At 49.7% G+C, this 14,355-nt stretch carries 14 protein-coding genes; 11 read left to right on the top strand and 3 right to left on the bottom strand.

Features of this window, described 5'->3' with window-relative positions:
- Positions 1–672, bottom strand: a complete 672-nt coding sequence (gene modB / locus RGU75_RS00945) for a molybdate ABC transporter permease subunit (RefSeq protein ID WP_322232393.1) — start codon at positions 670–672, stop codon at positions 1–3.
- A 58-nt stretch (positions 673–730) separates the two neighbouring features.
- On the bottom strand, positions 731–1,510 hold the full coding sequence (gene modA / locus RGU75_RS00940) for a molybdate ABC transporter substrate-binding protein (RefSeq protein ID WP_322232392.1): 780 nt from the start codon (positions 1,508–1,510) through the stop codon (positions 731–733).
- Positions 1,511–1,692: 182 nt separating this feature from the next.
- Here modA and RGU75_RS00935 point away from each other — a divergent pair, with 182 nt between their 5' ends.
- The 4 genes from RGU75_RS00935 (at position 1,693) to RGU75_RS00920 (ending at position 6,016) form a co-directional block, all read left to right on the top strand.
- Positions 1,693–2,064 (top strand): winged helix-turn-helix domain-containing protein, encoded by a 372-nt coding sequence (locus RGU75_RS00935; RefSeq protein WP_322232391.1) that lies wholly within the window; start codon positions 1,693–1,695, stop codon positions 2,062–2,064.
- A gap of 205 nt (positions 2,065–2,269) precedes the next feature.
- Positions 2,270–4,015, top strand: coding sequence for a ClcB-like voltage-gated chloride channel protein (locus RGU75_RS00930; RefSeq protein ID WP_322232390.1), 1,746 nt, complete (start codon positions 2,270–2,272; stop codon positions 4,013–4,015).
- A 206-nt stretch (positions 4,016–4,221) separates the two neighbouring features.
- Positions 4,222–4,758 (top strand): hypothetical protein, encoded by a 537-nt coding sequence (locus RGU75_RS00925; protein WP_322232389.1) that lies wholly within the window; start codon positions 4,222–4,224, stop codon positions 4,756–4,758.
- Between the two features lie 352 nt (positions 4,759–5,110).
- A complete protein-coding gene (locus RGU75_RS00920) occupies positions 5,111–6,016 on the top strand; it encodes a 23S rRNA (adenine(2030)-N(6))-methyltransferase RlmJ (RefSeq protein WP_322232388.1) in 906 nt (301 codons plus the stop codon).
- A 122-nt stretch (positions 6,017–6,138) separates the two neighbouring features.
- Here the strand turns inward: RGU75_RS00920 and RGU75_RS00915 are convergent, their stop codons facing one another.
- Positions 6,139–7,059 carry a methylglyoxal synthase gene (locus tag RGU75_RS00915; RefSeq protein WP_322232387.1) on the bottom strand — a complete coding sequence of 307 codons (921 nt, stop codon included), beginning with the start codon at positions 7,057–7,059 and terminating at the stop codon, positions 6,139–6,141.
- A gap of 271 nt (positions 7,060–7,330) precedes the next feature.
- Here RGU75_RS00915 and greB point away from each other — a divergent pair, with 271 nt between their 5' ends.
- The 7 genes from greB to RGU75_RS00880 all read left to right on the top strand — a co-directional run bounded on the left by greB (position 7,331) and on the right by RGU75_RS00880 (position 14,271).
- On the top strand, positions 7,331–7,888 hold the full coding sequence (greB, locus tag RGU75_RS00910; protein WP_322232386.1) for a transcription elongation factor GreB: 558 nt from the start codon (positions 7,331–7,333) through the stop codon (positions 7,886–7,888).
- 192 nt (positions 7,889–8,080) lie between these two features.
- A complete protein-coding gene (locus tag RGU75_RS00905) occupies positions 8,081–10,315 on the top strand; it encodes a TonB-dependent receptor (RefSeq protein WP_322232385.1) in 2,235 nt (744 codons plus the stop codon).
- 85 nt (positions 10,316–10,400) lie between these two features.
- The gene (locus RGU75_RS00900) at positions 10,401–11,105 is read left to right on the top strand and encodes a MotA/TolQ/ExbB proton channel family protein (RefSeq protein WP_322232384.1); all 705 of its coding nucleotides are present in this window, start codon (positions 10,401–10,403) and stop codon (positions 11,103–11,105) included.
- 1 nt (position 11,106) lies between these two features.
- Positions 11,107–11,505 carry a biopolymer transporter ExbD gene (locus RGU75_RS00895; RefSeq protein ID WP_322232383.1) on the top strand — a complete coding sequence of 133 codons (399 nt, stop codon included), beginning with the start codon at positions 11,107–11,109 and terminating at the stop codon, positions 11,503–11,505.
- 8 nt (positions 11,506–11,513) lie between these two features.
- Positions 11,514–12,200 carry a TonB family protein gene (locus tag RGU75_RS00890; RefSeq protein ID WP_322232382.1) on the top strand — a complete coding sequence of 229 codons (687 nt, stop codon included), beginning with the start codon at positions 11,514–11,516 and terminating at the stop codon, positions 12,198–12,200.
- Positions 12,201–12,272: 72 nt separating this feature from the next.
- Positions 12,273–13,004: a phosphatase PAP2 family protein gene (locus RGU75_RS00885; RefSeq protein ID WP_322232381.1), complete on the top strand. Its 732-nt coding sequence runs from the start codon at positions 12,273–12,275 to the stop codon at positions 13,002–13,004.
- Between the two features lie 181 nt (positions 13,005–13,185).
- The gene (locus RGU75_RS00880) at positions 13,186–14,271 is read left to right on the top strand and encodes a hypothetical protein (protein ID WP_322232380.1); all 1,086 of its coding nucleotides are present in this window, start codon (positions 13,186–13,188) and stop codon (positions 14,269–14,271) included.
- Positions 14,272–14,355: the final 84 nt, after the last annotated feature.

Genomic DNA, 14,355 nt, shown 5'->3' with positions numbered 1-14,355 from the left:
TCAATAGGCCCGGCGCGGATTTTTTGGTACCAAACGTCCCGCGATCAGCAGTAGTAAGACGCAGGTCACGGATGTAATCAATACCAATAAATTGGCCGTATTGTCGTCACCCGCTTGCACAGCTGCATAAATAGCGACTGATAGTGTTTGCGTGCGGCCTGGCAGATTACCTGCAATCATCAAAGTCGCACCAAACTCGCCAAGTGCGCGGGCGAATGCCAGTAAAACACCCGCGCTGATGCCTTTGGATGCAAGCGGTAGTGTGACGCGGAAAAACACAGCAACTTCTGAAATGCCGAGAACACGTGCCGCATTCTCCAATTGTGGATCAACGTTTTCGAACGCGGCGCGCGCAGATTTTAATACTAGTGGAAATGCGACGATGGTGGATGCGATAACCGCCCCTTGCCATGTGAAGACCAGCTCAATGCCCCATTTTTCAAGCCATTCACCGACCACGCCCCGGCGACCCAGAACGACTAATAAATAGTAGCCGAGCACGGTCGGCGGTAGCACCAATGGCAACGTCAGGATCGAGTCGACCAAATCACGGGCCGATGAGCGCCAGCGCGCCAATCCGTAGGCGATGGCGACGCCAAAAACCAAATTTAATAGCGTCGCCCAGCCTGCGACTTTGAGCGAAAGAGCAAGTGGAATCCAGACCGCATTCATCGGGTATCAATCATCGATATGCTTTATCATTTTTGGCTTTAGTCAGTAGCGTTAGTCGTTAAGGTTTCAAAAAACCATAGCGGGCCAGCGTTGCCTGACCTTTGGCCGATAATACGTAGCTAATAAATTGTGCGGCAACTGCTGGCTGTTTGGTGTTGGTCGTCATGGCAATCGGATACGTCACCGGCGTGGTGGACGGGACGCGAACGGCGACTTTCACTTTTTCCGGCATGATAGCGGCATCGGTCGAAAATACAAAACCGGCATCGACTTCATCACGTGCCACGTAATCCAGACTTTGTCGAACGTTTTGCGCAGGAATTCCCTTTGCTTCGACGGCGGTCCATAAATTATCACGCTCCAGAGCGGCTTTAGTATAGCGACCAACTGGAACTGATGCAGGATTGCCGTAAGCGACACGTTTGACGGCGGGCGACAGCAAATCTTTAAGCTGGGTGATTGCCAGCTTGCTATCTGCCGGAACGATCAAGACGATTTGGTTGCTCGCGAAGTTTTTGCGGCTTACGGATTGCACCGCTTTTCCTGTTTCAGCCTTGTTCATCGCATCCTGATCGGCGGAGGCAAACACGTCTGCCGGTGCGCCTTTGACGATTTGTTGCAATAAAACGTCGGAGGCAGCGAAATTCAGGATGACCTTGGTATCGGGATGTTGGGCTTCAAAGTCTTGCGCCACTTCTTTAAAAGCATTGGTCAGGCTGGATGCGGCTGAAACGATCAGATCTGCAGCGTGTGCGGATGCGCTCGACAGCATGAGTGGCAATGCGGCGACAACAACGACGGCAAAGCGTTTGAGTGTTGGTAGCATGCGTGGTGTCATCAGAGTTCTCCGAAGGTAAGATGATAGTAGGCAACTAATGAAAGTAACCCGGATAGAGCAAAAACGATAGCGAAATATATGGCAGGATATAACGAGCGTCAATACTTATAGTTTTGCAGTAATCGTTCCGAATAGTCATAAGTGTCTGGCGGCGACCATCTTCGACTTGCTACAATCAGTGCATGACACATACTAAATCGATACGGCTGCGAGTAATGCGGGGTGGAGTTATTGCATTTGGGCCCGGTAAGGCGGCGTTGTTGCTAGCTATCGCCCAATATGGATCGATTTCCGCCGCAGCGCGCGCGCTGGGGATGTCCTATCGGCGTGCGTGGTTACTGGTAGAGGAAATGAATACCAGTTTTCAGGAGCCATTGGTGGCAACTGCAACTGGTGGTGCAAACGGTGGTGGGGCGCGCATCACTGAATTGGCCCAAACAATGCTGAGGCGATATGAACACATGACCGCGAAAGCAGAAGTCGCGGTAGCGCAGGATATGGCGTATTTTGAGTCCCTGATGGCGTCAACAGTCGACGTTTCTCCTGGCGAATAGAGGTTTTCGCGTCAATGTGATGATGACGATGCTTAGTGACATCGGTGCAGTTTTCAGCCCTGACGTGCAAGAATTGACTATGCTGTACCGGTCGGGACCCGTATTCCGATCTGCATGCCGGCCTGTAATGCCGATCAATAACGTTATAAAAAATGTGTTTCTTGTAATTTAATCAATCGTATAACTCAGGATCACGCCATTATTTATGCGGACCACTCTTCTTGAATATCGAATCCGCATCCAGCGCCTATTTCATTTTTCTCCCAGCCATTCGATGCTGTTATGGGCGGTAATCGTTGGCGTGTTGGGCGCGCTGGCAACGGTTCTGTTTCGTGAATGTATCGTTGGCTTGCAATTGTTGTTGACAGGGGAAAGTGGCAGTTTTGTGAGCATCGCAAAGGGCTTGCCATGGCACTGGCGGGTAATATTGCCGACCGGCGGCGGCGTTGTGGCCGGTTTGATTCTTATACTGGCAAAACGGGTGCCATCCGCGGCTACCTCGGATTACATGGAGGCAGTCGCGATTGGTGATGGCAATATTCCAGTTCGCCATAGTCTTTTGCGCAGTTTGTCTTCGTTAGCCACCATTGCATCGGGAGGATCAATCGGGCGCGAAGGATCAATGGTGCAGTTATCCGCGCTGGCGGCTTCTCTGGTGGGGCGTTTTACGCATTTTGAACCTGGTCGTTTGCGACTTTTGGTGGCATGCGGTGCGGCGGCAGGTATTACATCCGCTTATAACGCGCCGATTGCCGGAGCTTTTTTTGTGACTGAAATCGTTCTTGGCGCGATTGTGATGGAGAGTTTTGGTCCGGTAGTAGTTGCCGCGGTTGTTGCTAATATGACTATGCGAGCGTTGCCGGGTTATAAACCGGCCTATGAAATGCCCGCCTTTCCAACGATTGCCGGGGCCGAAATAGTACTCTTCGTCATGCTCGGTATTTTGGCCGGTTTCGCAGCCCCGCAGTTCCTGCGTTTATTACAAACGTCTAAAAAACAATTTCAAAAGACTAAATTGCCGCTTCCTTTAAGGTTGGGTTTGGGCGGTTTGATTGTCGGCGTCATATCGGTGTGGGTTCCTGAAGTCTGGGGTAACGGCTATAGCGTAGTGAATTCGTTGTTGCATACCTCATGGCTATGGTGGAGTGTTGTGCTTATAGTGGTGGCCAAAGTTGTGGCAACTGCGGTTACGGCAGGTTCGGGTGCAGTTGGTGGTATTTTTACGCCGACCTTGTTTGTCGGTGCAGCGATTGGGTTTTTGTTCGGCCTGGCGGTACATGCACTATTACCCAATGTCAGTTCTCCTCCATTTGCGTACGCTATTGTTGGAATGGGGGCGTTTTTGGCTGCGGCGACTAGTGCCCCTTTGATGGCGATCTTGATGATTTTCGAAATGACGCTGAGCTACTCGGTGATGTTGCCGCTCATGTTGTCATGCGTGGTTGCTTATTTCATCGCCCGCAGTCTGGATGGCGCATCGATGTACGACATCACGCTGAAGCGCAATCGCGATACGCAGGAGCGATTGCGGCTGCGTGGAATACATATGAGTGATCTGATTCGTCCCGCAGATACGGTTCTTTCAATGGACGCATCGTTCGATGAAATGAGTAGCCTGTTCTTGAAATATCCGGTGAAGTATATCTATATCGTTGATGAAGCTCAGCACTATTGTGGTGTGGTGGCGCTACAGGATATTACGTCGGTTTTATTAGATAAAAGTGATACTTCAGGTCGTGTAGCGGCTGATTTTTTACGTCGGGAATTTTTGCATATCATCACTCCCGATATGTCATTAGGTAATGCGTTACAGTTATTTCTGGATCACCAAGGCGAGCGTTTGCCTATTGTGCGCAGTCAGGCTGAACCGGTGTTGTTGGGAGCTATTTTCAAGAGCGCATTGCTGGAGGCTTATTTCCGTCTGGACAACGTAAAAGGCTATGCGGGGTAGGCCAGTTTTTGTGGCTTACATTTTTGGCGCGATGCAACACGCTGCCCAAGCCAGCAACCAGCTATACGTTCGCGTTAGCCGTTTGTCGTTAGTCCTTACGATTTTGAATTAATCTTAGTAGGTGCACTCTTACTAATCTCTGCGGCAGTGTCAGTTAAAAGACTTTCCAGCGTCCCTTTAAAAGAGGGAAAGAAAGGCAAGGTGCAATGTTGATTCCCAAATGGTTACACGCTCGTACTGAACCAAAAATTACATTTGAGACACCTATTCCGGCTTCTGACGTCGCCATGGATATTGTGCGACGTCGTTGTCAGGCATTGGTCGCCCGTCGTGCGATGTGGTCGGCCGGGGCCTCGGCGTTGCCGGTGTTTGGGGTGGATATCGCCATCGATATTCATTTGTTGTCAGGTCTAATCCAAGATATCAATGCAGAGTTTGGTCTGTCACCAGAGCAGATTGAAGTTCTGCATCCAACCCGTAAAGTCGCCATTTACAGCGTCATTGTGGGCGCTGGCAGTACCTTGGTTGGCCGTATCGTGACGCGTGAATTATTGCTCAAAATATTAATGCGCAGCGGTGTCAAGCTGGTCAGCAAAAATGCCGTCAGATTGGTTCCGATAGCTGGGCAGATGGTCTCTGCTGCGATTGGTTATTCCGCTTTTCGCTCGGTGGGCAATCGCCATATTGATGCTTGCGTTAAAGTTGCCAAAGAATTATCTAAAATGCAATCTTTGCCGGATTAACCACTAGCGGTGGAAGAACCGTTTCGCAAAATCTTGACCGAATTGTGAGGATGTTAGGGCGAAAATGCGTGCAGAATGCACACTTAGTCGCCTAAAACAGGGCTAAAAGTGTGATATCTGCCATCGAGTCGCTGAAATTGTTAAAATACGCCTCTTCTCCATTGCAAAGCAGTTATTTGGACTATTTATAGTTCAATCCAGAAAGCTTGCGCTAGCCACGAATTGCAACGTACCGCATACGACAATCATCGTGCGAGGCGGATCTTTTTTTTGTTGCTAACCACATCGACAAAAACGCTGCCGCGCTGCCGATATGCAGTTGGAATCACCCTTTACCAAGATAGATATTTTTATGCTGAGTTATCGCCACGCTTTCCATGCAGGCAATCACGCTGACGTGCTGAAGCATCTCGTGACCATCCAACTGCTTGATTACCTCGGCCAGAAGGATACCGCTTATACCGTCATTGACACCCACGCAGGCGCGGGCGTGTATGCGCTGGATGGCGGTTATGCGTCAAAAAATGCTGAGTTTGAAACCGGTATTAGCCGTCTTTGGAGCCGTAAGGATTTGCCGCCAGCGCTCGCCGAGTATGTCAATGTAGTGCGCAAACTCAACCCGGACGGCAAACTGCGTTTCTATCCTGGCTCGCCGTATTGTGCGGATATCACCATGCGTGAACAAGACCGTTTGCGTTTGTTTGAACTGCATCCAAGCGACAGCAAGATATTGACTGACAATTTCCGCAAACTGGATGCGCAGCGTAGTCATAGTAACAGTCGTGGTAAACGCGTCATGATTACGCAGGGTGATGGCTTTTTGGGTTTGAAGGCATTATTGCCGCCGCCGTCGCGCCGTGGTTTGGTCTTGATTGATCCGCCTTATGAAGTTAAGGACGATTATCGTTTGGTAAAGAATACGCTTGAAGATGCGCTGTTGCGCTTTTCAACCGGAACTTATGCGGTGTGGTATCCAGTGCTAAATCGCATGGAATCGCGTCAAATGCCGGATAAATTAAAGCGTCTGAAAGCAAATGGCTGGCTCAACGTCACGTTGACTGTCAAGACACCGTCGCCGGATGGTTTCGGGTTGCACAGTAGCGGTATGTTTGTCCTCAACCCGCCATGGACGCTTGAGCCGCTGTTAAAAGAATTGATGCCGTATCTGGTGAAAACACTGGGCACGGATTCAGGCGCTGGCTTTACGCTGGAATCTGGTGCGACTGCAGCGGTGAATACGGGCACGCGTCGCGTGTAACTGGTAATCGCCGAATCCGCAGCAATAACATTGGCAGCGTTTCCGCTATGGGAACGCTGCCTTTTTCGTTGTATTGCAAGAACATTCCGAATGCGAATACAGTTAACGAATGGTCAGTTTTGTTAGTTACTTTTCAGTGAAACGCGCTTTTCCAATAACGTTAACCAGCGTTCGCCACATCCCGCATCATTGATACACAACGCATAGTCAGTCACCGTGCGCGCAGCACGCTCAAGCAACTGAATGTCTGCTTCATGTTGGCGAGCGACGTGCGGATCTTCAAGGAACAGCACGCGCCGACATTGCTGACGATCCAATATCAGTTCTGCAATTTGTGCGTCGCCACCCATTGGGCCACTCAAAAAGGGTTTCACCCAATGACGTCCGGCTTCTTCGCCTTTGATTTTTTGCGCCAATTTGTTGAGCAGACTACCGGTAGTACCGGTCGCGCAGCGAAACGCAAATTGATCGAGCAGAGAAAAATGGCGTTCGGCAATGGCCAGCATGCGTTCTTTCATGGCGTCGTGCGCAATCAGCGCGATGCCTTCATTCGCAAGATCAAAGGACAGGTCAAGCTCTGGATTCGTCACTGCGCCGAGCGCGACGGACTCCAGTTCCAGCCATTCCCGCGCACCTGCTAACGTCGATAAAAAAGGCTTACCGTGAATCACGCACTGACGTTTCAGCGCCACGGCTTCCGGGAAGGTTGACGACGGATCCACTGGATCCATCAAATAAATCACTGCATCGAGCGTACGCGTTGGATCACTATCGACTACGCGCGAGACCAGTTTCATCAAACCGCCTTGTCGTCCGTAGGGAAAGCGCTCCACGTGTGGATAGCCGTCAAGCAAGCCAAGCTGGTTGATTGCATCCAACGTGCGGCCGACGACGATTAAATTCGGCTGTAAATGCTGTTCAATTGCTGCACGACTACCATTTATTAACTGCGCAAGCGGTGAGTGCGGGGCGTCTTGATGCGTGCGGCTTGAGGCCAAGCCGATGCGGTAGGGGCGACGATCACTGGCGGAAATGACTGGCATATGGCGTTATGTCCCAAAGGGAAGAAATGAAAAATGGTACTGCAAACAGTAACGGAGTGAATCGCTCATAGATTCTTATCTCCGTTGCTGTTATTTAGTACGCTCTTATTTAGCAGTAACTGGGCTGCAACTAAGCAGTAACTAAGCAGGAACGTCCCATTCTGCTCAATGATCGCAGGTTAGCCAGTTTGAATACTTGCATACCCGATGCCGTCACAATTGCTTTTGGCAAATTTGCGGGTGATGGCGAAATCGCACTACAATACTAAGTATGAATAAAGCCTTTGTCAAAGAATCCGATGGCGATGACGACGATCTGGAGTTTGGATTGCCGCCAATTCCTGCGGGCACCAAAAATTATATGACGCCTGCCGGGCATGCGCGCATGAAAGCTGAGTTGCTCGATTTGATCGATAACGCGAGGCCTGAAGTTGTCCGCATTGTCTCGTGGGCGGCCTCAAACGGAGATCGCTCTGAAAATGGCGATTATATTTACGGCAAGCGGCGATTACGTGAAATTGACCGACGGATTCGATTTTTGACCAAGCGCCTGGATCAGGCTGAGATAGTCGATCCGAGCGTGCATCATGGTCGCGATCAGATTTTTTTTGGGGCAACAGTGCGCTACCAAAATCATGCCGGCGAAGAGCACACGGTGACTATCGTTGGGATCGACGAGCTTGATCCGTTACATGGAAAAATTAGCTGGATTTCACCGGTTGCACGTGCGCTGACCAAAGCGCATGAAGGCGAGTTCGTCACCTTGATGACACCTGCCGGATTGGATGAGTTAGAAATACTGGATGTCGAATATCCCGCATCTTCCTGAGGTGAAAACGATTGCGCATGTGATCCGCGTTGGTGGTTATTTCGACGACGGCAGACTATCTTAAATGGATCACAAAATTGATACTTTGGCGAAAAATAGGTTACAAAGTTATAAATGGGTGTTGTTTTTCGACAACGTCATGAGGACGAAATATTGATTCACTAGCATGCCTCCTTTTCTACAGGAGACATCATGAAAGTTCGTAGCGTCAAGCCAACACCAACGTCCGGTGTCCAGCCAAGTCTTAAGCAGCACTCCACGCCACATCTTAAAACCTGTAATACCCACATTCTGCGAGCCATCGCCATGCTGTGCATCGTCACACCGGTCGTTGGATATGCCCAGCAAGCCACCGATCTGGGTGCGGTCAGTGCGGCTGACGGTTCGGGTTCTGCAACCCAGACATCGCGTATTCCTGCTGCCGCCAAAAGCGCACCGTCCCAAGGGTCATTGGAGGCACGGTCAGCCCAATCCGAAGTGAGCGAAGCTTTCATTCGTAACTATACTTCGCCGATTGCTGACTTTAGCCAAGTGATCCAAATGACACCGGGTGTGTATAGCTATAGCCCAAATGGCCCTGGTCTTGGTGATACCAAGACTTACTTTCGCGGTTTTCAGGATGGTGACTATTCGGTGACCTTTGATGGTATTCCATTTCAGGACACCAATAGCCCGACTCACCATACCTGGGCCTTTTTCCCTGCACAGTTTATCGGCGGTGCGGTGGTTGATCGCAGCCCTGGCTCTGCGGCGACAATTGGTCCCGCCAATTTCGGTGGCTCAATTAATTTATTATCACGTAATCTTGATCCGCAGCAACGCACCAGCGTGACCGGATCATACGGGACCTGGAACACGTCTTTGATTGGTCTCGAACATGAAACTGGACAGTTTGGGTCCGACGGTTCCTCAAACCTTTTGTTCAATGTGCATGAGATGAAATCGGACGGGTACGAAACCTATAACAAGCAAAAGCGTGATGCCATTTCACTTAAGTACCAGTTTGCAATCACCGACAACACTGCACTGACTGTGTTCGCATCGTCAATCGATTTGCACACAAATACGCCGAACACCAAGGGCCCGACCCGCGCGCAAGTTGCGCAGTATGGCGACAATTACCTTATGAGCGGCGACCCAAAACAGGCCAACTATTACGGCTATAATTTTTATCATGTCACATCAGATTTCGAATATCTTGGTTTGACCTCGAATCTGGGCAACGGCTGGAAGCTGGACGACAAGTTGTACACCTACGCTTATCACAACCAGCAAAATTACAACGGCACCACGATCACGACGACTAGCGGCACTGACAAGCTCAATGCGTATCGGACTTACGGCAATTTGCTACGTCTTAGTCAAGAATCAGGCATGGGGACTTTACGCACCGGTCTGTGGTCTGAATATGCAGATACCAATCGCTACCAGATTCCGTCCGATCCCCGTACCTGGATTGATGCTGTACTACCAAATTTTCATGAGAAATTTAAAACGACGACACTGCAACCGTTTGTTGAGTACGAGTTTAATGTCACGAATGATCTTAAAATCACTCCAGGCGTGAAGTATGCGTCTTACCGTCAGGATTTTACGCAGTTTGCTGACAACGGCAAGACGGTCGGTAGTCTCGGTGGCGCGCCAAGTATTTCGCATGCAACGACCTATAACTCGACGCTTCCGTCGTTGGATGTGCATTACAAACTGCAACAGAACTGGTCTGCTTACGCCCAGTTTGCGACCGGTAGCGAGATCCCGCCGACCAACGTTTTTGACGTCAAAAATGCGAATGTCACTGTGTTACCTGCAATGGTTAAGACCAAGACTTTTCAGATTGGTACTGTGTGGAAGTCGGAGCGATTTACGTTAGACGTCGATGCTTACCATATCAAGTTTGATAACGCCTATTCATCGTCGACTGATACTAGTGGTAATACCACATTTTATGCCAACGGAACGTCAGTGACGCAAGGTGTCGAAGCGGAAAGCAATATCATTCTGGGCGGCGGTTTCAGTCTGTATATCAATGGCACTTATGGAAGCTCCAAATATTCCAACGGTCAATGGGTTGCCAGTGCGCCGAGCGATACTGAAACGCTGGGTCTGAGTTACGAGCAAGGTGCCTGGAATACAGGCTGGTTCACCAAGCGCGTAGGCAAGATGTATAACGACAACGGTGGTATCCATCAAGCTGTGTCAATTGATCCGTTCCTTCTATCGAATCTGTTCGTCAACTATACATGGAAGAATCCAGTGAGTTGGGCTAAGCAGGCGAAGGTTCAGTTCGGTGTCAATAATCTCTTTGATAATCACAGTATCGTTGGCGTGACACCGGCCTCGACAAAAACCTCAGTCCCGGCTCCGGGTGACCAACTGACTTTGCTTCCAGCGCGTAGCACTTCTTTGACGCTCACCCTTGATTTCTAATTCTGTCATCTGATTTAGCGGGGAAGCATTGCTTTCCCCATTTTCTGATGATTGATTTCTGACCTTTGATCGCCTATCTAAAATTATGAATATTTCACATTTATTTGAACTGGCCAATGACTCCGGTGGCACACTGTATTTGATGATGGTTTTGTTGCTTGTAGCATTGACCGTTATCATCGAGCGCACCCGTCATTTGTCTAACATGCAGCAAGGTGGCGAACAGTTAATTGCTTTGCTAAAAAAAGACAACGTCCAGCTCAGTACGTGGTCTGTACCAGAAAAACTGTCAAAATTGCCGCATGTCCGCTTATTTGACGTCTTGCAAAAAGAACCCGCCAGCGCCGACCGGGATACTTTTGGCGGTCATCTGGAGGAGGCCATCATGCATGAAGTACCAATTCTTGATCGCTCATTGTGGGTGCTTGACACGGTAATCACGTTGGCGCCTTTGCTTGGTTTATTCGGCACCATCATTGGCATGTTCAACGCATTTCATGTGCTGGGCGACGCCCAGAATGGCGCTGCGCAGATCACAGGTGGGATTGCTGAAGCCCTGATTGCGACTGCTTCAGGTCTTTTGATTGCAATGATCGGTCTGGTATTTTTTAATGCCTTGCATACTCGCGTGCGAATTGTTTTGCATCAGCTTGAGACGATCAAGATTATGCTGGTCAATCGTCACGATCTTCTGGCTTCACACTCGGCTTTGCGCGCTGCATCGCACGTGTCGACATTGGTTCCAGCGACGTCACACGTCAAGTCGATCACATTGCCAGCGAGAGCCTGAGATGCGTTATCTGGAAACACGGAAAGCCCGTATCGAAATTATTCCGATGATCGATATCATGTTGTTTTTACTGGTTTTTTTTGCGATGTTGACGTTACGCATGATTCCTACTTCGGGCCATGTCACCAAATTGCCAACCAGTTCAACTGCCGTCACAATGCCACCTCCTAAATTGTTGGTCGAAATTGCACCGGATGGCGCGTTGCTTGTCGAAAATCACACGCTGACGGCGACGCAACTGACCGCGTTGCTGCGCAAGCGCGACAGTGGAAAAACATCTGTCACCATCGCGGGAAATCAGACTGCATCATTGCAGCAGGTGATGGAAGTGATTGATGCTATTCGTAACGGTGGCGCGACCGAAATTGGTCTCGCTACGCGCAATGCCAACACCAAATAAGGGCGGCTATGTCTGCAACTATTCCCATTCATCGCTTTCCTGTGGGAGCGTTTGGCCTAGCGGTTCTGGTAGAGATTGCGTTGGTGACCGTCGTCGGTATTATTTTGGTTGCAACGCCTTCGAAGCCTGCCTTATCGGCGCCGGTACCGATTACTCTATTGAGTGAAGAGAAGCCGCCAGAGGCGCTTCCGACGCCCAAACCACCTGAGCCAGCGCGGCCAAAACCGCAGCCGACTCCAAAAACAAAGGTGATCCCGACCAAACCGCAAGCGCAGACCGTTCCGCAGAAACCAGTTACACCGCCAACCATTCCGCTGCCACTCGCACAGACACCAACCGCATTTGCCGAACCGACTTCGATGCCTGCACCGCCATCACCGCCTACGCCACCTCCGGCTACTAGCGGTAAGGCCGATGCAAGTCTTGCGTATGCGGCCAAAGTGCGCGCTGCGGTGCAGGCTGCGGTTGCCTATCCACCAGCGGCGGCCGCATTGCATTTTTCAGGTCGTGTGCGAGTGGAGTTCCATTTGCGAGATGCCATTCCATCGCAAGCCAGCGTGATCATATCGAGCGCCATCGGCATGATTGATCGGGCCGCGTTGCAGTCGGTGCAGAACGCGCACTATCCCGAGCCACCAACGGATATGCGTGGCGTCGATAAGTTGTATCAAGTTTGGGTTGAATTTACACGCTGAGTACTTTGAGCACTTCGAGCACTTTGAACAAGTTAAGCATTTAAAACTTAAATCATTTCTAAGGTTATTGTTATGCGCAATTTATATACATCTTTAGCGTTCTGTCTCTTTGCAGCATCCTCTTTTATCGGTTCACCTGCGATCGCAAAAGGCGCTGAGCCATTTATTTCAGCAAGAGATATTGATTTGGTGAAGTTATTACCGCCGCCGCCCCCTAACGACTCGGCTCAGACCAAGGCCGAGTTGGGAGAGATATTGACCGTGCAGGTCACGCGTACGCCGGAAATGGTAGCGCGGGCTAAAGCCGACGCTGTGGAAAATATCTGGCGATTTGCAGATGTGCTGGGGCCAAATTTTAAGCCTGAAAATTTGCCGAAATTTTCGGATTTTTTCTCGCGTGTCGTGAGTTCGGAGGGAGCAGTGGTGGACCCATCCAAGAATTTTTGGCAGCGTCCGCGCCCCTATCAATATAGTGATCTGGTCAAGCCAGTGGTTAAACTGACGGCATCTGGATCTTATCCTTCCGGCCACGCAACGGGCGGCACATTGATGGGGATAGTTTTGGCAAACATGGTGCCCGAAAAGCGTGCCGAAATTATGGCGCGCGCGCGCGAGTATGCGAATAATCGTATTGTCGGTGGTGTACATTATCCCTCAGACATTGAAGCCGGTCGTATTGTCGGGACATTGATCGCCGCAAATCTCATGATGCGTGATGATTTTAAGACTGGCTTTGCCTCGGCTAAAATTGAGTTGCGTAATCAACTGGGTTTAGCCGAGGATTTATCTAAAGACAATAAGTAATCAGAGCAAAAAAATTAGTTCTAATAAGCTAACCAAGATTGTAGGCCGACGCTTTTATAAGAATTTTATAAGAGATTTTTGTAAAAAAGGTTGCATAAGATTTTCTGCACGAAATGTTATGAATCTTTATTGCATCATCATTTAGCCAAATACATTTTTATCCTTTGAAAGGAATGCCAGCATGTTTCTTGTTTCGCTGCGCAACACGCAAGTTGCATTATCCCTCGCCATTACTTCTCTGGCGATAGTGGGCATGTTAAGTTCAGTTGATTCTCTTGCCAATGAGAAGGGAGTTGAGGTCAGCCATCAACCGCACTATCACGTCATGGATAAATTTCATTTGGAAGGCGATGTGAAATGGGACTACATGACGATGGATGCTGAGCACCGTCATTTATTCATAGCACACGGCGATCGGGTTGAGGTATTCGATGTCGATAAAAAGAAACTAGTCGGCGCAATTCCGAATACCCCTGGGGTGCATGGCGTTGCGATTGCCTCTGATTTGGATCGAGGATTCACCAGTAACGGGAAAGGCAATTCAGTAACCATCTTTGCGCTGTCCACTCTTAACATTATTAGCACTACCGCTACCGAAAAGAAGCCCGACGGGATTGTGTACGACCCGCTCAGCAAACGTGTATTCGCGGGCAATGGCGGGTCGGACAGTCTCACGCCGATTGATGCACTGGCGGGGAAGTCACTTGCTGCGATAGCATTGGGTGGTAAGCCGGAGTTTGTGGCGGTCGACGGAAAAGGGCGTTTATTCGTGAATTTAGAGGATAAAAATCAACTGGTTATCGTCGATACACAGAAGTTGCAAGTGATTCAGCGGGTCGATTTATCTGCAAGTTGTGACGAGCCAGCCGGGCTTTCGATTGATCTGGTGACGCAGCGGTTATTTGTTGGTTGCCATAATCAAAAGATGGCTATTGTCGACGCTAGTTCGGGCGAGATACTGGATTCTGTGACTATCGGTAGAGGCAGCGATGCAACTGCTTTTGATGCGACGACCAAATTGGCATTCAGTTCGAATGGCGATGGCACACTTGATATCATTGGCGCTCGTGACTCTACCCACTATCAACGCATGCAAACGGTCAACACCATACAGGGAGCAAGAACCATGGCGATTGATCCGGTTTCTCACAATATATATGTGGTAGCCGCAAAAATAGAATTTGCGGGTAAAACTCCACGGAAAAAAGCAACGTCACGACCACGGTTTATTCCTGATACGTTGACCTTAGTGACCGTTTCGCCTTGAAATAATCAATAAATTCTCAATCACTGGCGGTGTGGCATTACCCGTACTTGAAAGTAAGGGGAATGCCACAGTTCAGCAGATTTA

This window comes from Glaciimonas sp. CA11.2 (assembly GCF_034314045.1).
Classification (GTDB): Bacteria; Pseudomonadota; Gammaproteobacteria; order Burkholderiales; family Burkholderiaceae_D; genus Glaciimonas.
This window is presented reverse-complemented; position numbering and strand designations above follow the sequence as displayed.

What these genes read in the sequence shown, in the direction of transcription:
- RGU75_RS00905 (WP_322232385.1), top strand. Translation starts at nt 8,081, where the DNA reads ATGAAAGTTCGTAGCGTCAAGCCAACACCAACGTCCGGTGTCCAGCCA.
- modA (WP_322232392.1), bottom strand. Translation starts at nt 1,510, where the DNA reads ATGACACCACGCATGCTACCAACACTCAAACGCTTTGCCGTCGTTGTT.
- modB (WP_322232393.1), bottom strand. Translation starts at nt 672, where the DNA reads ATGAATGCGGTCTGGATTCCACTTGCTCTTTCGCTCAAAGTCGCAGGC.
- greB (WP_322232386.1), top strand. Translation starts at nt 7,331, where the DNA reads ATGAATAAAGCCTTTGTCAAAGAATCCGATGGCGATGACGACGATCTG.
- RGU75_RS00930 (WP_322232390.1), top strand. Translation starts at nt 2,270, where the DNA reads ATGCGGACCACTCTTCTTGAATATCGAATCCGCATCCAGCGCCTATTT.
- RGU75_RS00895 (WP_322232383.1), top strand. Translation starts at nt 11,107, where the DNA reads ATGCGTTATCTGGAAACACGGAAAGCCCGTATCGAAATTATTCCGATG.
- RGU75_RS00890 (WP_322232382.1), top strand. Translation starts at nt 11,514, where the DNA reads ATGTCTGCAACTATTCCCATTCATCGCTTTCCTGTGGGAGCGTTTGGC.
- RGU75_RS00935 (WP_322232391.1), top strand. Translation starts at nt 1,693, where the DNA reads ATGACACATACTAAATCGATACGGCTGCGAGTAATGCGGGGTGGAGTT.
- RGU75_RS00880 (WP_322232380.1), top strand. Translation starts at nt 13,186, where the DNA reads ATGTTTCTTGTTTCGCTGCGCAACACGCAAGTTGCATTATCCCTCGCC.
- RGU75_RS00920 (WP_322232388.1), top strand. Translation starts at nt 5,111, where the DNA reads ATGCTGAGTTATCGCCACGCTTTCCATGCAGGCAATCACGCTGACGTG.
- RGU75_RS00915 (WP_322232387.1), bottom strand. Translation starts at nt 7,059, where the DNA reads ATGCCAGTCATTTCCGCCAGTGATCGTCGCCCCTACCGCATCGGCTTG.
- RGU75_RS00925 (WP_322232389.1), top strand. Translation starts at nt 4,222, where the DNA reads ATGTTGATTCCCAAATGGTTACACGCTCGTACTGAACCAAAAATTACA.
- RGU75_RS00885 (WP_322232381.1), top strand. Translation starts at nt 12,273, where the DNA reads ATGCGCAATTTATATACATCTTTAGCGTTCTGTCTCTTTGCAGCATCC.
- RGU75_RS00900 (WP_322232384.1), top strand. Translation starts at nt 10,401, where the DNA reads ATGAATATTTCACATTTATTTGAACTGGCCAATGACTCCGGTGGCACA.